Origin of the sequence: Silvibacterium bohemicum, from assembly GCF_001006305.1 — a bacterium.
In the GTDB taxonomy this organism is placed as follows: Bacteria; Acidobacteriota; Terriglobia; order Terriglobales; family Acidobacteriaceae; genus Silvibacterium; species Silvibacterium bohemicum.
The window spans coordinates 118,504-138,639 of sequence record NZ_LBHJ01000008.1; the positions used below are offsets into that span (position 1 = coordinate 118,504).

16 protein-coding genes are annotated in these 20,136 nt (G+C 58.2%); 12 read left to right on the forward strand and 4 right to left on the reverse strand.

Annotation, left to right across the window (positions count from 1 at the left end; all coding sequences use genetic code 11):
- The first annotated feature begins 210 nt into the window (after window positions 1-210).
- Window positions 211-1,701, forward strand: a complete 1,491-nt coding sequence (locus tag XX99_RS15695) for a periplasmic heavy metal sensor (RefSeq protein ID WP_050060354.1) — start codon at window positions 211-213, stop codon at window positions 1,699-1,701.
- A gap of 107 nt (window positions 1,702-1,808) precedes the next feature.
- Window positions 1,809-2,423: a hypothetical protein gene (locus tag XX99_RS15700; protein ID WP_156186018.1), complete on the forward strand. Its 615-nt coding sequence runs from the start codon at window positions 1,809-1,811 to the stop codon at window positions 2,421-2,423.
- A 14-nt stretch (window positions 2,424-2,437) separates the two neighbouring features.
- Here XX99_RS15700 and XX99_RS15705 read toward each other — a convergent pair whose 3' ends face one another.
- Genes XX99_RS15705 through XX99_RS15720 form a run of 4 tightly spaced genes read right to left on the reverse strand, consistent with a single transcriptional unit; the run spans window position 2,438 to window position 7,369 of the window.
- Window positions 2,438-4,672 (reverse strand): glycosyltransferase 87 family protein, encoded by a 2,235-nt coding sequence (locus tag XX99_RS15705; RefSeq protein ID WP_050060356.1) that lies wholly within the window; start codon window positions 4,670-4,672, stop codon window positions 2,438-2,440.
- A complete protein-coding gene (locus tag XX99_RS15710; protein WP_050060357.1) occupies window positions 4,669-5,967 on the reverse strand; it encodes a nucleotidyltransferase family protein in 1,299 nt (432 codons plus the stop codon). The genes XX99_RS15705 and XX99_RS15710 overlap by 4 nt, the downstream gene beginning before the upstream one ends.
- Entirely contained in the window at window positions 5,964-6,422 is a 459-nt protein-coding gene (locus XX99_RS15715) for a hypothetical protein (protein ID WP_050060358.1), read from the reverse strand. The genes XX99_RS15710 and XX99_RS15715 overlap by 4 nt, the downstream gene beginning before the upstream one ends.
- A complete protein-coding gene (locus XX99_RS15720) occupies window positions 6,419-7,369 on the reverse strand; it encodes an HPr kinase/phosphorylase (protein WP_156186019.1) in 951 nt (316 codons plus the stop codon). Before XX99_RS15720 ends, XX99_RS15715 begins: the two co-directional genes overlap by 4 nt.
- 182 nt (window positions 7,370-7,551) lie before the next feature.
- Here XX99_RS15720 and XX99_RS15725 point away from each other — a divergent pair, with 182 nt between their 5' ends.
- The 10 genes from XX99_RS15725 (at window position 7,552) to XX99_RS15770 (ending at window position 20,077) form a co-directional block, all read left to right on the forward strand.
- Window positions 7,552-9,117 (forward strand): B12-binding domain-containing radical SAM protein, encoded by a 1,566-nt coding sequence (locus tag XX99_RS15725; protein ID WP_082125645.1) that lies wholly within the window; start codon window positions 7,552-7,554, stop codon window positions 9,115-9,117.
- Entirely contained in the window at window positions 9,117-10,625 is a 1,509-nt protein-coding gene (locus XX99_RS15730) for a B12-binding domain-containing radical SAM protein (RefSeq protein WP_050060360.1), read from the forward strand. The genes XX99_RS15725 and XX99_RS15730 overlap by 1 nt, the downstream gene beginning before the upstream one ends.
- A 39-nt stretch (window positions 10,626-10,664) precedes the next feature.
- Window positions 10,665-12,101, forward strand: a complete 1,437-nt coding sequence (locus XX99_RS15735) for a B12-binding domain-containing radical SAM protein (protein WP_050060361.1) — start codon at window positions 10,665-10,667, stop codon at window positions 12,099-12,101.
- On the forward strand, window positions 12,092-12,922 hold the full coding sequence (locus tag XX99_RS15740) for a class I SAM-dependent methyltransferase (RefSeq protein ID WP_050060362.1): 831 nt from the start codon (window positions 12,092-12,094) through the stop codon (window positions 12,920-12,922). Before XX99_RS15735 ends, XX99_RS15740 begins: the two co-directional genes overlap by 10 nt.
- A gap of 41 nt (window positions 12,923-12,963) precedes the next feature.
- Window positions 12,964-13,923, forward strand: a complete 960-nt coding sequence (locus XX99_RS15745; RefSeq protein WP_184085198.1) for a class I SAM-dependent methyltransferase — start codon at window positions 12,964-12,966, stop codon at window positions 13,921-13,923.
- Entirely contained in the window at window positions 13,920-15,383 is a 1,464-nt protein-coding gene (locus XX99_RS15750) for a B12-binding domain-containing radical SAM protein (protein ID WP_050060364.1), read from the forward strand. Before XX99_RS15745 ends, XX99_RS15750 begins: the two co-directional genes overlap by 4 nt.
- The gene (locus XX99_RS15755; protein ID WP_050060365.1) at window positions 15,380-16,105 is read left to right on the forward strand and encodes a class I SAM-dependent DNA methyltransferase; all 726 of its coding nucleotides are present in this window, start codon (window positions 15,380-15,382) and stop codon (window positions 16,103-16,105) included. Before XX99_RS15750 ends, XX99_RS15755 begins: the two co-directional genes overlap by 4 nt.
- On the forward strand, window positions 16,102-17,418 hold the full coding sequence (locus XX99_RS15760) for an amidohydrolase family protein (RefSeq protein ID WP_050060366.1): 1,317 nt from the start codon (window positions 16,102-16,104) through the stop codon (window positions 17,416-17,418). Before XX99_RS15755 ends, XX99_RS15760 begins: the two co-directional genes overlap by 4 nt.
- Window positions 17,419-17,575: 157 nt before the next feature.
- On the forward strand, window positions 17,576-18,253 hold the full coding sequence (locus XX99_RS15765; RefSeq protein ID WP_050060367.1) for a response regulator transcription factor: 678 nt from the start codon (window positions 17,576-17,578) through the stop codon (window positions 18,251-18,253).
- Between the two features lie 96 nt (window positions 18,254-18,349).
- Complete coding sequence (locus tag XX99_RS15770; protein WP_184085194.1) at window positions 18,350-20,077, forward strand: sensor histidine kinase; 1,728 nt, start codon at window positions 18,350-18,352, stop codon at window positions 20,075-20,077.
- The last annotated feature ends 59 nt before the right edge of the window (window positions 20,078-20,136 follow it).

Here is a 20,136-nt window from a genome sequence, read left to right on the forward strand (position 1 = left end):
ATTTTGCAATCCTGTCAGCAACCCTGGATGCGATCGGAGGGGACTTCCGAAGCGAGAGCTTTTTCACGATCCCTGTTGCCACGCCATAATAATCATTTTCACGTAAACCTCATACAATAAAAAGAGATCCCGTTCGTGCCAGGAGCCAGTCTATCCATGAAGTTCATCTCGCGGACGATAGCGACCCTTACGGGAAGAGGGCTCTGTTGGATGGGCCTGACCGTCTTTACTGTGAGCGGGGCTGCCGCTCCCCTCCGCGCCCAGGAGGTCAGTGGGCCGGGAATGCCGGCCGCCGCCCAACCGGCGCAACCCACTCTCGCCGATATCCTCGCCGCCATGCAGAAGATGCAAAAGGAGCTCGACGACTCCCACCGGCAGGTGGAAAATCTTCAGCATCAGGTCTCGGATCTGCGTGCCCAGATCGGCTCCGGCAAGAATGCGGACGAAACTGCTGAGAAGCTGAATGACGCCGTCGATGAACTCCGCGACAACCAGGAAATGCTGAAATCCGAGGTAAAGACCCTCAACCAGGCCAAGGTGGAGACGGCTTCGAAATACTCGCTCACCCTCTCCGGGATGGTGCTTTTCAACTCATTCGTCGTTGACGGCGCGGTCGATAACCCGACTCTGCCAATAATCGCCCTGCCCAGAAATGGCGGGTATGTTCACCACTCGATCGGCGCCAGCATTCAGCAGACCCAGTTTGGTTTCTTCGCCAACGGTCCTGAAGTGTGGGGGGCGCAAACCTCTGCGGAAGGCACAGCGGACTTCTTCGGCCAGCCCAATTACACGACAGTGACCCAAAACAATGGCACAAACCTGCGCCTGCGTACCGCCGACATGAATCTAGACTGGCATAGCACCAATGTCTCAGCCGGACTGGAGACGCCCTTGATCACTCCCTTGTCGCCCACGTCGTATGCCACTGTCGGAGAGCCATCCCTGGCCTGGGCGGGCAATCTCTGGACGTGGCTGCCGCAGATCAAGATCGAGCACCGGATGCCGGTTTCGGGACAATCCCACGTTGCGGTTGCCTTCGGGCTGATCGACCCTACGACCTGGAACTACATCAACCAGCAAACCTACGGCATACAAAGAACCAGCCTGCAGCCCGGCTATGAGGCACGAGCCGCCTACGAATGGGGAAATACCGACCATCCCTACGAGCTAGGTGTCAACGGGTATTACACGAAGCAGCGGTATTCCTATACCGCAGCGATGAACCCCGAAACCCGGGACCTCGATTTTTGGAATACCGGCGCCGATTGGAAGCTTCCTTTGGCGCCCATCCTGACACTTTCAGGAGAGTTCTACCGCGGGCGCGGAATCGGCGACCTCGGAGGCGGAGCCTTTAAGGATGTGGTGATCGATTCGGATGAGAATTACGCGTACGGCCTTGACGCGATCGGCGGATGGTCGCAGCTTAAGCTGCGGCTCAATAACCTCACCGAGCTGAATGCATTTTGGGGCGTCGACAACGCCAACTCGAGCCAGGTCCGCAATTCGGCTGATCTCGCCACGACAACCCCTACGCCGTACCTCTATCTAACAAGAAACCGGGCAGTCGGGTCGAATATCGTCTTTCGGCCCAAAACTTACTTGCTCTTCTCCGGTGAATACCGGAATCTGCGGTCATGGTACTCCGCCGGTCCCTATGACTCTGCTCAAACTTTCACTTTGACGATGGGCTACATTTTCTGATGCGTGACTTAAAAAAAATATCCCCCTGGTTATGTTGCGTTACGGCAGCAATTGCTTTTGCGCTGCCGTCGTTTGCTCTCGGAGCCGAAATTACGGCGCAGGTCCACGTGAGATCCTCCGACGCGGTAAAAAAGTCGATGCATTTCTCCGACGAAGGCGTCGTCATCTGGTTGACTCCAGTGAATGCCGCCACTGCCGGAGCGGATACCGCCCCTCCTAAGGGACGCTTACAGCTCGCACAGAAGAACAAAGAGTTCGTTCCTCATCTTTTGGTGGTGCAGGTTGGAAGCGTGGTTGAGTTTCCGAACCTCGATCCGTTTTTTCACAATGTTTTTTCGCAATTCAATGGCAAGCGTTTCGATCTCGGCCTGTATGAAAGCGGCACTACTAAGTCGGTGCATTTCAATCGACAGGGTGTCTCCTATATCTTCTGCAACATCCATCCCGACATGAGTGCAGTCGTCGTCGCCGTTCCTACTCCCTACTATGCTTCGTCATCGGCAACCGGAGCGCTCACCATTCATGACGTTGCGCCAGGTGTTTATGAAATGCACGTATGGGCTATGGGCAGCTCGGAGATATCTCTGTCCGACCTGGAACGCCGCGTGGTGGTATCGGCCGGAAGTGTCAACCTGGGAACCGTAACTGTCGACGAAGCTGCGGTTACGCCGCACAGCAACAAATTCGGCGAGCCTTATCTGAGACAGTCGAGCAACTACTGAGGCTGCCCGGTCCGCTATTCGCCGTCGCCATGGAAGTGCATCTCGGCCAACCCGGTCATTCCCATGCCTCGTTCGCAGTCGGTAGCGTAGAGCAGCGTCTCTTCATCTTTCCAGGTGGGTGTACAGGCGTTGCAGTCACTGAAGGTGAGCTGGCGGTTTTTGCCGGATGCCGGTTCGAAGACCACGAGTTGCCATCTGCCCGCAATCATCCGTCGCAGGATAAGGCGCGATCCGTCGGGAGAAACTGCGGGTGAATCGAAATCGGAGCTCTCCTGTGCAAGCAAGCGCGGCGATCCATCAGCTGATATCTGGAAGAGGCTTTCGCGGCCATGCGTCTGCGGCGTGACCGCACTCAAGAGCCAGCCGCCTCCAGGCGCAGCGGAGAGCGTGCGCACATCCCATTCGGCGGGCGTCAACCGCTGCGGCTTGCCTGGTGTCGCCGTGGCCCCGTCGCACGAACGCGTCGCAAAGATCCACAGGCTTCCTTGTCCTCTCTTCTCGCGGAGAAAAGCCAGTGTCGCGCCGTCCGCCGACAGAGCACCATCCTCCGCGTCTTCGACCGTGCAGGAGCCTGCAGCAGGATTGGCCGAGCTTGTTCGCGCCAGCCGCGATCCTTCGACCGATGTTTCTTCCACCCAGATATCTCTGCCGTCAGAGCTGGCAGCAAAGCTCAGCTCGTCATTTGAGAGGGTGGCGTCATTTTGGCGAAGAGCGAGGGGCGAACCATCGCGGAGAATCTCGTACCCATTGCTGCGCATGGCCACATAGAGGATGCTTCCTGACGCGGCCTTCGGCGCGCTGCGCAAAAATGCGGAGTCCGCAACAACCCGATTGGCCATGCTGCTCGTCGGCACGCGGTCGAGGTGCTTGTGCGCGGAATAGAAAGTGACGAGCCAGAGCGCGACGATCACCGGAGTGGCGCGGGCCAGATAGGTCGGAACCGGCGGCTTCTTACGATCGCTCCGTTGATCGTTCTGGGTAGCGACATCGCTCGACATCAACTGGGCGCAATAGAAGGCAACCAGAGCTATGCCGATCCATAGCTTGAGGAAGTGCAGCGGCGTGAGAAATGTTGGACCGTGACCTCCATCGGAAAGATTGCCCACATTGCAGAAAGCCACGTACAGCGTCAAGAACATGATGGCCGCACGTGATTTCCCGCGATTGCAAAGCGCGGCTACGGTTGGCGCTGCTGCGCCGATAAGAACGACGAAATGATAAGTAGCGGGGTTCGACGACACCAACAGGAGCAGCGTGAGATAAAGGCTCCAGTCCAGCGTCTCCCGATCGTCGCTTTGAAAGCCCAGACGCAGAAAGACCAGCGCCATCGCCGCAAGAACAGCCTGCCACAGCGGATAAAGAACCGCATACAGCAGCGGCGAGTAATGGAGCGGATGAGGGTTCAGCTCCGGTTCGAATAAGAAAAGCCGATGAAAGAGAGCAGTCGACGAAGTTCCCGTCTGCAGAAAGGGATTGGTGCTTTCGCCCTGCAGTGTTCGCGGCAGTTGCTGCACCAGGTAATCGGTCATCGCAGTGTGCCCGACCACCAGAAACGATATGCCGATGCAAAGAGCGAAACATAGCAGCGCGGCGTTCAGCGATTTCCAACGCCTCTTGAGGAGGAAATAAAGGCAAAAGAAGATCGGATAAACCTTGAGCGCGCCGGCAATGGCAATGCAAACCCCGCTCAAAACCTGCTTCCGCCGCATGTGACTCACATACGCAACCGCGAGAAGAGCGAAAACAAGCAGGTGCATCTGTCCCAGCAGAAAACTGTTGCGTAGAGGAAAGACGGCGCAGAGCGCGATGATCCAGGTGCGGCGAATCGACAGGCCGGTGAACTTTCCCAGCAGCTGAAGCGTGGCAATCAACAACACAACGTTGAAGACGAGCCACAGATGTTTTGCCTGCAGGACAGGGAAATAGGAGAAGGGAAGCAGCGGAAGCGCGGAAAAGGGAGTGAGCCCGAGAAATCCCACCAGCTGATGTTCGACTCCGAAATGATCCGCTACGCGTTGCAGCCAGATCCAGTCGTAAATGCGGCTAAGATTGAAGCGTTCGCGGATCAGTCGCGCGACGACGTAGTATTGCGAGAAGTCAGAGTTGATCGACATCCAGCCGCGATAAATGCCCTTCCACAGCAGCAGAGTCGCCAGTCCGGCGGCGGCGATGATTTCGAAAAACGTCTGCGCCGTCCCGCCGACCTTCGACCGGGTCTGCGCAGGCAGAACTGTGGATTGGGTCGTCATGCCTTGCTCTCATCCGAACGGCATGCGATGGAACCACACGGCGATTCCGCGAGACCAGCCCATTGAAGACGTGCCGTAAGGTAACGAAAATCGGATGCCACGTGATACCAGATGCGGCTTAACTGGTATCCGAGATTTTCCGCGCTGTAAGAGAAGGAACGCTTCATCTTCGTGCCTGCGTGATCGCTTAGCGCATGAGCCTTGCGTGCCGGTATCAGCCGCCGCAGAAGATAGCGTCGCCAGGTCTGCCGGTCAGGGAAAAATTGCCGCTGTAACAGCAGCGAAAGTTTTGTGCCCGGTGGGTTGGCGAATAGCCACTCCTGGGCATAGTTCTCGACCCACAATTGGCTTTGGGGCGAAAGCGTTGCCGGCCCCAGTTCAATGACGGAAGTCGGAAGCTCCGTTGGAAAAAAACGCTCCACCAAAGACAGCACCAGGGCGGCAGCAGCGGCGAGATTTCGATCCGCATTGAGAATGCCATTCACCTGTGCCCAGAATGCGGAATCCTGCCGCCGGTTTTGGATAAATAAAAAAACTTCGTACAGAGAAAGCAGACGGCTCCACGAGCCGAGAAGATGACGAAAGATATGGAGCAGCAGATAGACGAACTGATAGGCGGGAAGAAGACGCGAGAACTCCACGCCATCGACCTGGTGCGGCTCGACCGCATCGAGAAAGCTGGGCAGAGACGGAAAATCGACGATGCCGTCTTCCGACTCCCACGCTCGCGTGTGCACTTCGATGGCGGGCGGTCCCGGGATCTGATAGAGGTACGCGTTCACTCCCATGTGACGATTCCACGGCTGTGTGAAGCGCAGCTCACCGGAGTCGGAGCTGTACTGCGTGCGATAGCCCAGCGACTCGATAGCCCGCTGCGCCTTCTTCGCATCCCGTGGGTCGATAAGAAAATCGATATCCACCTGGTGTCGTTCGCGGATATCCGCGAAGCATTCGGGAAACAGGCTGAAGCCTTTCACGCAGCCGTAGTGGGTTCCCGAAGACGCGAGCGCGGAACAGGCCTCACCGAATTGGCCCAGCATGACTCGCATACGTTCCGCGTTATCGGTCAGCCGTTCTCTGAGCGCTTGCTGAACAGGAAGAGGAATGCCGCGATAGTTCTCCGTGTCTGCGGTTTGTGTTTGCAACAGAGAGGCGAGCGGCAACGCGAGTCCGCTGCGATCGAGCCAGCGCAGATTCTCATCCCAAACGCGGCCTTCGATGTTTTCGCAGGGAGTAAGCCGGCTCGCAGCCAGAGCTGCTACCACGGCGGATCGAAAGGAAATCGACTTGCTCATGTCATTAAGCCCTCGCGTTGTCCGCTGTCCACCAAGGTTCCCAAGGCGTCTACCAAGGCGCGGAAGTAGAGCGTCAGGTTGGCGTCCGTGTGGGTGGGGTGTTTGCCTATGGTCACAAAGCCCGCGCCGTCTCCAGTCGCCCGGTCGAAGGCAAACCACTGCGTATGTCCCACACTCACGTAGATCGAGCGTGCATCGCGAAATACTTGGCAGGTGCAGTCACCGGCGGCATCGTCGACCGATGACTCAGCGGTAATCTCCCAGCGATAAGCCTGGTCGTCGACTGATTCCTGCTTCGTAAATCCCGCATGTTCGGCCGCGCGCAAGACCGATGCCGAATTTGTAGAAAGAGCGACCAAGGCGCCGGACCACGAGAAGCGTCCGCATTCCGCAAGGCGAACCCGTCGATGCATGAGATCAGTGGAAGAAGCATCCCGGTCGTTTGAAGTATTCATCGGTAACCTCGATTTGAAAGCGTATGATCCAGCAGCTGCGCAACCGTCGTCGGATGATCGTTGAACGAAAGCCGCAAAGTCGGTGTTGTTTTCAGCCGGCTTACAATCGCGGTCTGGCGTTCGAAGTAAGTATCGAGAGGAGGCTCGAGCGGTTCTAACTCGCCGATCAGCTGTGCGGCGGCCTGGGATCCGCAGACCGGCGTGATTGTGCAGCCGGGATCCTTTGCGCGGTCGAGCAGGACAACACAGTCGACATTGCACTTGAAGGCCCTCTGCACGCCAAAGCATCTCTCCGGATCCACTTCGTACGCAATCTCGCCATTCAGCGACTCTGCCTGCCGATACTCCGAGAGCTCGGGAAAGAACCGCACCGCATCGGGAAGCAGCTTAACCAGCGTGGGTAGTCCCGAAGCCTCGATCGCGCCGTTGTCTGACAGGTACGTCCATTCATCGCTGAGCAGCGAATAGCCTCGCTTGGCGAGCGTGATCGTGAGTGTCGACTTGCCCGCGCCCGATCGCCCGTTGAGCAAAACTCCGCGGCCATCGCGCACCAGGCATGCGGCATGCACCGGAACGACATCGATCGCAGCGGCCAGAACTCCCATCAACGCAGGAAAGATGTCTTTATGCCAGCGCTGGCGATCGTCGGCAAGCGCGCGGGGGAAGTGTCCCAGCACCGAACGGGTACGCAGGTTGAACCAGAAGCGATCGCTCCTGGTGAATCGTGCAAAGGCGAAGTAGCCGCGGCCGCGAAACCATGGAGCATCCTCCAGCTGTGAATTCGGCTGGTCGTCAGCGGTCAAGCTTATCTCTGCCGCGATGTCTGAACTGCTTCCGGCTTCGATCGCAGGAAAGTACTCGCGAATACGGCGCACCATCTCCGTCGCATTCGTGCGAAAGAGAATTGTGCGTCCTGCGAACATGGCCGGCTGCGTGAAAATTCTCAAGGTATCCATCCGCGATTATCGCGACTGACAACACTTTCGTCAGCCTCGTATGCACAAAGGCTATCGCTGAAATCCGCTGCTTTTTCAGCCTCCTGGCCGAAATGACAAAGGAGTGACATTAGGCTGACACCGCCCTAGCGTGGCAATGGGAAAACAATAATTGCACACCCATGGAGCATCCGATGCCTGACTCATCGCTCATCACGCAAATATCGCCGGCCCCCAGAAAGCGTCTCAGCGGAAGTTCGTCCGGGAAGAAGAAAGTTGTGCTGTTTTATCCGGCGTACGATGGCCCGCCGCTTGGCCCGCCCCTTTGCATGCTGGCGCTCGCCGCTCCGCTCCTCGACAACGGATTCGAAGTCGTGCTGATCGATGCGGCCATTGACGCCGATGCCGACGCACGTGCGGTACGTGAGTGTTCAGACGCGATCTGCATGGGTGTTTCGGTGTTGACCGGGCCAACCATCAACGCGGCGCTGCGAGTCTCGCGTAAGGTCAAGGCCGCGCATCCGCAGCTGCCCGTCGTCTTCGGAGGATGGCATCCGACTCTCTCCAGTGAATCGACTCTGCGCAACGAATTCGTCGATGCCGTGGTTCGAGGTCCCGGTGATTGGACTTTTCTGGAGATGGTGCAGCGCTACCAGGCGAACGAGGATCTTGACGGAGTCGATGGAGTCAGCTACCAGCGGGATGGAAAGTTCATTCATAACCCTGAGCGCAGCGTCACTCACCTGAGAGACCTGCCCGCGCCGGCCTTTCATCTTGCCGACCATGACGCCTACGAACGCGCATGCGGAAAGAGGAAGCTCACCTACGCCACCAGCGTCGGTTGCCCTTATGCGTGCAACTATTGCACCGATACTGTTTTCTATCACCGCCGCTTCAATGCTTATTCCGCTGAGCATGTGGTTGCCGAGCTCGTCGACCTGGTCACTCGCTATCGCATCGAAGAAGTCGCGTTGCTCGATTCAAACTTTCCCGTGGATGTGAAACGTGCGGTCGCGATTGCGCGCGGCATCTATGAGTCGGGCGTTCGTTTTTCGTGGACCTTCCAGGCATCGACCGATTTCCTTTCGCGCATGACCGACGAAGAGGTGCGGATCATGGGAGCGAGCGGCGTCACCTTCATGGGCTTCGGGACAGAAACGACCTCGGAGTCGGTTTTGAAGCTGATGAACAAGCGTCATCAGCGTCTGAACGAGTTATATGAAACCGCGCGCAAGGCCGAACTCGGCGGAATCCGCGTGAGCTTCAACCTCATCTTCGGCTACCCCGGCGAGACGGAGCAGGATCGTATCGAAACTCTGCAGACCATGAACGAGATCGCGCAGAAGCATCGCAACGTCAGCTTCTCGCCGAACATTTTCACGCCCTACCCAGGTATTCCCATCTGGCCGCAGCTGAAAGAAATGGGAGTGAAAGAGCCGGAGTCATTGGAAGAATGGGCCGGGCTTCCTCTCGGCAAAAATGTACTTCCCTGGCTCAAAGGCGCCGAGCTGAGACGGCTGGAGCGCATGCTCGACTACTTCATGGTCAACAACAATATCCGCGTCACGATGCAGCACAACCGGTTCGCAGGCAAAGTATTGAATACGATCCTTCGCGCGCCGATGAAGCAGCGCATGAAGTCGCGAGTCTTCTTCTTTCCGTGGGAGATCTGGCTGGCGCGTGCGACCGACCGGGTTGTTTCCCGCCGCTCCCTCATTACCGGAGCACCGCTACCGGCCAAGCTCAAGGAGGCTTGCTAATGGCAACCGTTCCCGACAAGCAAACTTCTGTCGACGTCCTGTTCACCCACTCGTACCATCTTGCCTACGACCGCAAGCAGGCGCAGAAGCAGCAGCCCTATCCTCCGCTCGGAACGCTCTATGCGGCTGCGCTGGCCCGCGAAGCCGGATTTTCCGTCGCTCTGTTCGACACCATGATCGAGGATCCCGATAACGACTTCGATCATGCACTGGAAAAATATCAGCCCAAGATCGTGGTGATCTGCGAGGACAGCTTCAACTTCCTCTCCAAGATGTGCCTCTCCCGCATGAGGGAAGTGAGCTTCGACATGCGGCGACATGCAGCGCTGCGCGGAATTCCCACGATCGTTCACGGCTCGGATTCGAGCGATCACACGCAGACCTATCTCGACCAGGGATTTCTCGCCGTCATGCTGGGCGAGTGCGAGCAGACCATCGTTGAGTTGCTGGGCGCATACCTTCACGATGGCCAGCATGCGAACTGGAAGATTCCCGGTCTTACCTACCTGCGCAGCACTGACGGCGCCTTCACTTCGACTGGCGCTCGCACTCCATCCAAGCAGCTTGATCTCTATCCGCTTCCGTTGCGGAGTCTGGTCGACATGGATCGCTATGCCACAATCTGGCGTATTCATCACGGCCGCGCTTCCACCAATATCGTCGCGAGCCGCGGTTGCCCGTTTCGCTGCAACTGGTGCGCAAAGCCGATTTACGGCAATAAGTTCGTGCTCCGTTCCGCCAAGTCGGTGGCGACGGAAATGTATCTGCTGAAGAACGAATACGGCGTCGAGCATCTGTGGTTCGCGGACGATGTATTTGCGCTCGACCGGCACTGGATACTGGAATTTGCCGAGGCCGTGGAAGCGCTCGATGCCGCCATTCCGTTCAAGATTCAGAGCCGCGCCGATCTCATGTCGGAAGAGACTGTGGATGCGTTGCGGCGTGCCGGATGTGAAGAGATCTGGATGGGCGTCGAGTCGGGCTCGCAGAGCATCCTCGACGCCATGGACAAGGGGCTGAAGGTGAGCATCGTCCGTGGCGTTCGCGAACTTCTGCGCTCGCACGGCATCCGCGCTTCGTTCTTCCTGCAGTTCGGTTATCCCGGCGAACAGCTTGAAGAGATCGAGGAAACCATCGCTCTGGTCCGCAGCTGCCGTCCTGACGATATCGGTGTCTCCGTCTCTTATCCGCTGCCGGGCACCGGTTTCTATCAGAAGGTGCAGGATCAACTCGGAGCCAAGCAGAACTGGGTCGATAGCGAGGATCTGACGGTGATGTTTCGCGCCGCCTACACCGACAAATTTTATCTTGCGCTTCGCAATGCCCTGCATTCCGAGGTGTCGTATTACAACCTGCCGCCGAGTGCGGAGGAATCACAACGGGTCGCCGCACTGTGGAACGAAGTCTATCGGCTGGAGAAAAGCTGCAGAAATCCCCGCTCGATGCAGCTTCCCATCTTCACGCCGAGTAAAACCGAAGACCTGTCATTGTGCGCGTCGGGTGACTGAAACAAAGATGAGCAGTACCGGAACTGAAGGAGCCAAACGATGGACCTGCTGTTAACACACGGATATTTTCTGTACGAAGATCCCAAGGAGCTTCAGATCATGAAGCCATATCCGCCGCTGGGTCTGCTCTATATCTGTTCCCATCTCAGGAACAAAGGCTTCGCCGTCGACGTTTTCGACAGCACCTTTCAGTCGCGCGCCGCGTTGCGCGAAAAATTGACGACCACGCCGCCGTCGGTGCTCGGTATCTACGCCAACCTCATGACCCGGCCCAACATCGTCTCCATCATCCAGGAGGCGAAGCAGGCGGGTTGGAGAATCATCGTTGGAGGACCCGAGCCCGGAGCCTACGTGGATGAATATCTCGATGCGGGCGCCGACCTGGTAGTGCTCGGCGAAGGCGAGATCACGCTCGAAGAGCTGCTTGGAGCATGGCGTGAGGATAAGAATGCGCCGCTCGATGGGATCGATGGAATCGCCTTCCGGTCGAATGGAATTGTCGTGCGCACTGCGCCGCGCGCCCAGATTGCGGACCTCGATGCGCAGCCCTGGCCAGCGCGAGAGGCGATCGATATGGATCGCTATGTCGAAACCTGGCGGACTCATCATGGCAAAGGTTCCGTATCGATTATTACTGCGCGCGGATGCCCTTATCGTTGCGAATGGTGCAGCCATCAGGTCTTCGGACAGACTCATCGCCGCCGCCGTCCCGAGTTGGTTGCCGAAGAGCTTGCGTGGCTGATCGAACGCTACAAGCCCGACGCGCTTTGGATCGCAGACGACGTCTTCACGATCAACCATGATTGGCTGGCGCGCTGGGCCGCGGAGTTGAAGCTTCGTAACATTCACATCCCGTTCGAGTGCATCTCTCGTGCGGATCGGCTGAATGAAGTTACTATTCGAACTCTCGCCGAGTTGGGATGCCAGCGCCTGTGGATTGGGTCGGAGAGCGGATCGCAGCGCATCCTCGATTCCATGCAGCGCGGCGTGAGCGTACAGAAGGTGCGGCAATCCATCGCCCTATGCAAGGAAAACGGGATCGAGACAGGAATGTTCTTGATGTGGGGCTATGAAGACGAGCAGATGACCGACATCGAAGAGACCATCGAGCATGTGCGTCTCTCGCAGCCGGATATCTTCCTGACCACCGTCTCCTATCCCATCAAGGGAACGCCGTATTACAAAAAAGTGGCGTCGAAAGTTATTCAAATCAAGCCTTGGGGGCAAACGTCGGACCGGGAGTTTGAAGTCGCCGGCCGCAAGCCGCGTGAGTTCTACCGTGTCGCCGATGAGTTGCTGCGCTACGAAGTCGAGTTGGCGAGGCTGCAGACAAAAACAGCGGGCCGCGAGGCAAACAGCGGCGATCCCGAGAATGAAGTTGTTTCGCGCATGCACACGCTATCGGAATTAGTAGAAGACAGGCGGCGCACCCTCTATGCATACCCCGAGGCTGAGAGGGAATTGCAATGCAATTAGCTTGCGAAAGCGCGGAGGATTACATCTCTGCGGGCCACGCCTTCGATGGTATTGCCAAAGAATACGACGAGATCTTCACGCGCTCTCTCATCGGGAAAGCACAGCGCTCCCTCGTTCACGAGGTGCTGAAGACCTTCTTCTACCGGGGAGATCGAATCCTCGAATTGAATTGCGGCACCGGTGAGGATGCCGCGTTTTTAACCTCGCACGGTGTTTCGGTGCTGGCGTGCGATGCCTCGGAGGGAATGATCGAGGTTGCCTCGCGTCGGCTTTCCACGCGCTCCGCGCGGGTGTCGGTTTCGTTTGCCGTATGCGCCAACGAGCGCCTCGATACGCTGCAGGGCAGTCATGTCTTTGATGGCGTTCTGTCCAACTTTGGCGGATTGAACTGCACTCGCGATCTATCCGAAGTTGCCGGCGAGCTCGCACGTCTCGTCCGACCGGGCGGCCGATTGTTTCTTTGTCTCATGGGCCGCGTATGTGCCTGGGAGCAGCTCTGGTATTGCCTGAGAGGCGAGTGGAGGAAAGCCTTCCGCCGCATCGCGACCGGAGGAACGAAGGTCTCCCTCGGCGGCACGACGATCGATGTTCATTATCCATCGGCGCGAGAGATGCGCGCCGCCTTCGCGCCTTATTTCCGGCTCGAGAGCCGCCGCGGCATCGGGGTTGCGCTTCCGCCTTCCTGGATGGAGGCTTCTTTTCACAATCGTCCGAAGTTAGTCGATCGTCTGACGGCGATCGACCGAAGACTTGGCGCACTTCCCGTGTTTCGAGGAATGGCCGACCATGTCTTATTTCAGTTTGTACGTGAGGGTGAGTGAGTTCCGTAAGTTTACATTCCGTGTCTCCTATGCTGCCAACAGTGACAAAAGGGTTATCGCTGCTGTGTCCCGCCTGCTCCAACGAGCTGAGGCCGCTCTCCGATTGCGAGGAGACCTTCAACACTGCGTGGATTCCTTGCGACTGGTGTCCCGAAGTAATTCGCAAAACCAACGGTGTGTGGAGAATGCTTTCCACGCAGCAACGTATCGATCACGCGGCTTTCCTGCGTGACTATGAAACCATCCGCCGCACCGAGGGCCGCGGTTCGGATCGGTCCGACTTCTATCTTGCCCTGCCCTTCGCCGATGTGACGGGAAGGTTCAGCGAGCAGTGGAAGATTCGGGCGCGCAGCTATCGTTTTCTCGAAGAGACCCTGCTGCCTAGCCTCGAACAGCGCCATGGAAGCCAGATGCGCGTGCTGGACATCGGCGCAGGCAATGGGTGGCTTAGCTATCGTTTGGCGCTGCGCGGCTATCTCCCCGCTGCGGTCGATTTGTGCCGCAACGAGTGGGATGGCCTTGAAGCCGCGAAGCACTACACGTCCGCGATCCCCGGCCTGTTTCCGCGCATCGAGGCTGAGATGGATAATCTTCCCTTTGCCAATGCGCAGTTTGACGTGGCGATTTTCAACGCGTCGTTCCATTACTCGGCGGATTACAGCAAGACCTTGCGCGAGACGCTGCGCTGCCTGCGGTCCGGAGGAACAATCCTGATCGTTGACTCACCGACCTATCGCAGTGCCGCTGGAGGCGAGGCGATGCGGCGTGAGCGCCAGCGTTCGTCGGAAGCCAGGTTCGGCGTGTCGGGCGATGCGCATGCGACGCAGGACTTTCTGACGCCGGAAATCGTGGAATCGCTGTCCGGATTGGGCATTCAATGGACGCGGCACCTTGCCTCGTACGGTCTCCGCTGGAGCATGCGTCCGTTGATCGCCCGGCTGAAGCGGCGCAGAGAACCATCACAGTTTTATCTCTATGAAGGGCGGATGCTCTCAGCATGATACTTCTCTATTACCCCAAGCTCACCAGCCCCAAGAATCGGCGCTTTCCTCTTTCCATCATGGCGCTTGCCGCGGTGCTCGAAGGCCGCGAGAAGTACGAAGTCGTGGATGGCAATCTCGACCCCGAGCCCGATAAGACACTGGCACGCCTGATCGAGACCAATCATGTGGAGTTGCTCGGCGTCAGCGTGATGCCGGGTCCGCAGATGGTCTCCGCGATGAACTCGTGCAAGGCGATCCGCGAAAGTTATCCAGATGTGCCTATTGTGTGGGGCGGATATTTTCCGTCGACTTATCGCGATGCGACGCTCAACGCCAACTACGTGGACTACGCGGTGCGCGGTCAGGGCGAGACTACGCTCCTGGAGTTGATCGAAGTGGTGCGCGGCCAGCGCAGTCCAGCTCAGGTGGCTGGGCTCTCTTATAAAGAAGGCCGCCAGAAGTTTCACAATCATGAGCGCGCTATGCAGGGTCCCGACGAATTTCCCTGGATACCCTATGAGCGTGTGCCGGTAGCCAGCTATCTCCGCCCGTCGTACTTCGGCAAACGCACGGGCGCGCACCAGGCCAGCATCGGATGCCCTTTCCAATGCAGCTTCTGCGCCGTACATGAGGCCTTCGGCAGCCTGCAGAAGATGGAATCGCCAGCGCGCACCGCTGCCATCCTTCGCCATCTCGTCGACAACTACGGAATGGATGGCGTGCAGTTCTACGACATGAACTTCTTCCTCAGCGAAAGCCACACTCGCGAGCTGATGGAAAACCTTGCGCCTCTCGGGCTGCACTGGTGGTGCGAAGGCAGGATTGATGCCATCTCCCGCTACTCCGACGAGACGCTCGAATGGATTCGCCGCGCCGGCTGCACCATGATCTTCTTCGGCGCCGAGTCAGGTTCGAACAAGACGCTGAGGGAGATGAAGAAGGGAATCACGATTGAGCAGACCATAGAAGTCGCCAAGCGGATGCGCAAGCTGGGCATCGTTCCCGAGTTCTCCTTCGTGATCGGAAACCCGCAGAATCCCGAAGAAGACACCCACGAAACCATCTCCTTCATCCGCAAGCTCAAGCGCCTGAATCCCGTTTCCGAGATCATCGTGCAGCACTACACGCCCGTTCCCCAGCGGGGCAAGATGTATGGCGGCATCGATGGCGGCATCGTCGGCTTTCCCTCGACTATTGAAGAATGGGCCACACCGCGCTGGTACAACTTCACCATTCGCGTCAATCCATCGATGCCATGGTTGCAGCCCAAGACCAAGAAGCTCATCGATAACTTCGAAACAGTGGTGGCCGCACGCTGGCCAACCGTGCAAGACATCCGAGCCAGCAAAGCGAGTCGCGTCTTTCTGAAGACCATAAGCGCCTGGCGGTATACGACCGGCTTCTACAACAATCCGAAGGAACTGACCATGGCTCAGAAATGGATTCGTCTGCGCCGGCCAAAGGTTGAGAGCATATGACGTCCACCGCGACGCAGGGGAAGAGGGGCATCGGCGCAAAGCTCATCGATTCAGACGAGGCCTATCGCCATTGGGCGCCAACCTATGATTCCACTGCGAATCCGCTGCTTGCGCTCGAGCAGCGCATCGCCCCGCTCGCGAAGGGAATGTTCCAGGGCAAAGACGTTGTTGACTTGGGCTGTGGAACCGGCCGGTGGTTATCTCGGATAGAGGCATGCGCTCCGCAGTCTCTGACCGGTGTCGACAGCAGCGAAGCCATGCTGCGCCAGGCGGCGCAGCGATGCCAGACAGCCACTCGCCTCAAGCAGGCAGATTGCGCTGCGAGCGAACTTCCCGATCGCAGCGCCGATTGCATCGTTGCTTCCTTCGTTGTCTCCTACGTCACTGACCTGCAGGCTTTCGCAGGCGAGGCGGCTCGCCTGCTGCGACCCAATGGCAGCATCTTTGTTTCCGACGTCCATCCCCACGGCCGCTCTTACGGCTGGCGGCGCACCGTCAAGATCGCCGCGGAGTCCTTCGAGATTGCCACTGAGGATTACACCCTGCAACAATTGATCGCTGCGATGCGCGAGGAAGGCTTCTTGCTCACCGAGCTTATCGAACCATGCTTCGGGCCTCAGGAGCGTGAGATATTCCGCCGCGCCGGCAAATCCGCCGCCTATAACGATGTCGAAGCCAAGCCCGTAATTTATTGGGCGCACTTCACGAGCGCATCGGAATGATCTCTGCGGCCGCACCCCTCCGGTCCATCGCGGCAACCTCCTCGCAGAGAATTGTCCTCGCCGGTGCGCGCGTCGCCCGCTCGCCATTCAGCGCGAAACACCGCACGATCGTCGTCGCCGGGCCCTTTATCGAAAGCATCCAGATGCAATGGCTGGACCAGGCACGCTCTCATCGCGGAGACGAGGCGGTCATCGATCTCTCCGGTTATACCGTTCTGCCCGGTCTGGTGAATGCTCACGACCACCTGGATTTTTCGATCTTTCCGCGGCTTGGCAACGGACCCTACAACAATTGGAAAGAGTGGGCCGCCGACATCTACCATCCTGGCCGACCTCCGATCGATCAGCTGCTACGCGTACCGCGCGAAACCCGCGTCTGGTGGGGTGGCATTCGCAATCTTCTCTGCGGTGTAACGTCAGTCTCCCATCACAATCGCTATCTGCCTGAGGTCTTCGAAGACGGCTTCCCGGTGAGCGTTCCAGCCGAGTACGGATGGGCGCACTCCGTTACTGATCCTGAAGAAGTCCGCGAGAGCTACCGCCAAACTCCATCCGACTGGCCATTTCTCATTCACGTTGCCGAAGGCACGGACGACGCGGCAGAGGAGGAGTTCGAGCAGCTGCAATCGCTACTGCCCATCGACGAGCGCGTGGTTCTGATACACGCTGTCGGACTCTCTTCCCGGCAATGGAAGACGGTTGAGCAGGGCCACGCCGGACTCGTCTGGTGCCCATCCACCAATCTCTTCCTGCTAGGCCGCACTTTGAGCGTCGAGCAGATGCGAAGACTGCCCAACGCAGCTTTGGCCACCGATTCTCCTCTGACCTCGACACGCGACCTGCTGGACGAGGTTCGTTTTGTCCACCGCGAGATGGATGCACCGGCGCCATTGCTCTATGAGCTGGTAACCACCAAGGCTGCTCGCCTGCTCCGTCTGAATTCAGGGCAAGGGGAGCTGAAACCGGGAGGCCACGCCGACCTGATCGCGACAAAAGATATGTCCGGCGATCCATCGGAGACCCTTGCCGGCATCTCATGGCGTGACATAGAGCTGGTCATGCAGGCTGGCAAGGTCATGCTCGCCTCCGCGGAGATCGCCGCACGCCTTCCGGAAGAGCTGCGCAGCGGCATGGAGCGGATCTTCGTCGACGGAACAAAGAGATTCGTTCGCGCTCCTGTGCAGAAGTTGCTGGACGAAACCCAGACTGTCTTAGGCCGGCCCCTCTCGATTACCGGCAGAAGTGTTGAGAGCGAAGGGCCATCGGATGCCATCCTTTGCCCCAGCTCCACCCCTGCCTACGCCCTTCAATAGGTCCCGCAACCGTCTCGGGTGTCAGCAGATTGCAGATATTTGTCGCCTGTTTGTCATTTGCGGGCATTGCCGTTGGGATTTTGCCCAGGGTAGGCGAAAATAGAGGTAGCGGAATGAACGCGTCTCAATTGTGTATATGTATATATAAGAGTGAAGCATGATACTTGTGATTGAAGACGATCCCGGGATTCAGAAAGTACTGCACCGCCTTTTCACCTCCGAAGGCTTTCAGGTGAAATCTGCCCACGACGGAAAAGAAGCGCACGAGGCCATGAAAGGCACCGCGCCCGAAGTCGTGATCCTGGATTTGATGCTGCCGGGCACCTCGGGCAAAGAGCTGTGCAAGGCTCTGAAGCAGGTTTTTCCCGCAGTGCCGGTGCTCGTATTGAGCGCGGTCTCCGATGTGACCGATAAGGTTCTACTCCTGGAGCTGGGTGCGGACGACTATGTGACCAAACCCTTCAGCCCGCGAGAGCTGCTGGCCCGCGTGCAGGCGGCGATTCGCCGCCAAGCCAAGCCGCAGCCCGTGAATACCTACTCGTTCGGCTCCGTCAAAGTGGATTTCGTGAAGATGGAGGCGGTCCGGGAAGGTCGAGTCGTCGCTCTCACCGCGCACGAATTTCGTCTTCTGAAGTTCATGCTGGAAAACGTCGACCGGGTTCTATCGCGCGAAGAGCTGCTGAACCATGTGTGGGGCTATAACTGCTACCCCTCGACGCGGACTGTCGACAATCAGATCCTGAAGCTGCGGCAGAAGCTCGAAACCGATCCTGCCAACCCCCAGTACATACGCACCATGCACGGCATGGGTTATAAATTCGTCGGCCAGACCTAAAAGAACCGGAGAGAGTGAGAGGAGGACCGAACAGTTATGCGCATGCGGACCATCCTCCTGCTCTCTGTGATATCCCTCACCTGTGGGATCACTTCGATGAGCCTTTTCGTGCTGCACAGCAGCCTCGAAAAGCAGATCCATAACAACCTGGTCGCCGATCTTTCCAACTCCACTCAAACCTTCCAAAACCTTCAGCTGGAACGGCAGCAAATGCTGGATCATGAGGTCGACCTGCTGGCCGATCTGCCCAGCCTCAAGGCGCTCATGACCTCCAACGATTCGAACACCATCCAGGATGGTGGCTTCGAGTTCTGGAGGGTCAGCGGCAGCGACTTCTTTGCACTGATGGATGTTTCGGGATCGCTGGCCGCGGTTTATAGCAGCCCGGCTCTCACCGAGCGCTCCGATCTGGGGCGCCAGCTGAATCTCCTGCTGAACTCGAAACAGCAACAGCACTATCTCTATACGAACCATCGCCTCTATCAGGTAGCGTTTCGTCCCTTGTATTTTGGATCGGACTCCGGTGGCACGTTGCTCGGCTCCGTCGTCGCGGGCTACGCGCTGGATGAGCGCATCGCGAAGCAGGTGCGTGAAGCGGCCTCCGCCGAAGTGATCTTCGTCGCCGCGGATCAGATCATCTCGAGCACGCTGGGCCCGAAATATGATGGCTCGCTGCACAAACAGGCGAGTGAGCTCTCGCAGCTGGATTCTCAAGACGATATCTGGCTGGGCAAAGAGCATTATCTGGTGGCCTCGCTTCCCATCCCCACGCTTTCGACGTCGCCGGTGCACCTGCTGGTTCTGAAGTCCTTTGACCAGGCGAGCGGATTCGTCATGAAGCTCAACCGCCTGCTGCTCGGTCTCGGACTGGTAGTCGTGCTGGTCAGCACGTTGCTCGCGCTCTATGTGTCGGGCACCATCACGCGTCCGCTGGATGCGCTCCTGGCCGGCGCTCGCGCCATCGGCTCCGGGAACTTCGACTACAAGTTCACCCGTGGCGGCGCCAGGGAATTGAATGAGCTGAGCGAAGCCTTCGACCAGATGCGCAATCAGCTGCGAACCTCGCAGCAGGAGCTGGTGGAGTCCGCGCGCCTCGCCATCATCGGCAGAATGGCGAGTTCCATCTCCCACGATCTTCGTCATTACCTCTCGGCCATTTACGCGAATGCGGAGTTCCTGAGCCATCCTGCGACCCCGGCCGTCGAACGCGAAGAGCTGATGGCCGATGTCAAACTTGCCGTCCATGGCATGACCGACGTGATCGAGTCGCTGCTCATCTTCAGCCGCACCGGCCGGTCGCTCCATCCCTCGTACGAGTCCGTCAACCTGCTCATCGAGCGCTCGGTCTCCGTCATCCGTATGCATCCGGATGCGCAGTCGGTGATCATCGTCATCGAGCCGCTTGCCCCGATCACTGCGTGGATCGACGCGAGAATGGTGGAGCGAGCTATTTGCAACCTGCTCATCAACGCAGTTCAGTCCGCATCGAAGAGCGGCTCCATGCCCGGACATCCGCAAGCCGCGGTGTGTGTGTCTCTGACTGAAACTTCGTCTGCCATCGAAATCCGCGTCGCTGACAACGGTCCCGGAGTTCCGGAGAGCATCCAGGAAACGCTGTTCGAGCCGTTTGTCAGCGAAGGAAAAAAGCGCGGTATCGGCTTGGGCCTCACCATCGCCAGCAGGGTCGCGCAGGAGCACGGAGGGGCGATTCAGCTTGAGACCTCGCGTCCGGGGCAGACGGTCTTCGTGTTTTCTCTGCCCAAGCCGGTGCTCGCCTCCCCGGAGCTTCGTGAAGAAGGCGAACCGGTCACTCTTCCGTCCTAGCACCTGCCCATCCTCTTGTCTTTATCGATCCGTCATCTTTGACAAAAGCATGACATTGC

Coding starts and splice junctions, on each gene's coding strand:
- XX99_RS15695 (WP_050060354.1), top strand. CDS start 211: ATGGGCCTGACCGTCTTTACTGTGAGCGGGGCTGCCGCTCCCCTCCGC.
- XX99_RS15705 (WP_050060356.1), bottom strand. CDS start 4,672: ATGACGACCCAATCCACAGTTCTGCCTGCGCAGACCCGGTCGAAGGTC.
- XX99_RS15710 (WP_050060357.1), bottom strand. CDS start 5,967: ATGAGCAAGTCGATTTCCTTTCGATCCGCCGTGGTAGCAGCTCTGGCT.
- XX99_RS15715 (WP_050060358.1), bottom strand. CDS start 6,422: ATGAATACTTCAAACGACCGGGATGCTTCTTCCACTGATCTCATGCAT.
- XX99_RS15725 (WP_082125645.1), top strand. CDS start 7,552: ATGCCTGACTCATCGCTCATCACGCAAATATCGCCGGCCCCCAGAAAG.
- XX99_RS15730 (WP_050060360.1), top strand. CDS start 9,117: ATGGCAACCGTTCCCGACAAGCAAACTTCTGTCGACGTCCTGTTCACC.
- XX99_RS15735 (WP_050060361.1), top strand. CDS start 10,665: ATGGACCTGCTGTTAACACACGGATATTTTCTGTACGAAGATCCCAAG.
- XX99_RS15740 (WP_050060362.1), top strand. CDS start 12,092: ATGCAATTAGCTTGCGAAAGCGCGGAGGATTACATCTCTGCGGGCCAC.
- XX99_RS15750 (WP_050060364.1), top strand. CDS start 13,920: ATGATACTTCTCTATTACCCCAAGCTCACCAGCCCCAAGAATCGGCGC.
- XX99_RS15755 (WP_050060365.1), top strand. CDS start 15,380: ATGACGTCCACCGCGACGCAGGGGAAGAGGGGCATCGGCGCAAAGCTC.
- XX99_RS15760 (WP_050060366.1), top strand. CDS start 16,102: ATGATCTCTGCGGCCGCACCCCTCCGGTCCATCGCGGCAACCTCCTCG.
- XX99_RS15765 (WP_050060367.1), top strand. CDS start 17,576: ATGATACTTGTGATTGAAGACGATCCCGGGATTCAGAAAGTACTGCAC.
- XX99_RS15770 (WP_184085194.1), top strand. CDS start 18,350: ATGAGCCTTTTCGTGCTGCACAGCAGCCTCGAAAAGCAGATCCATAAC.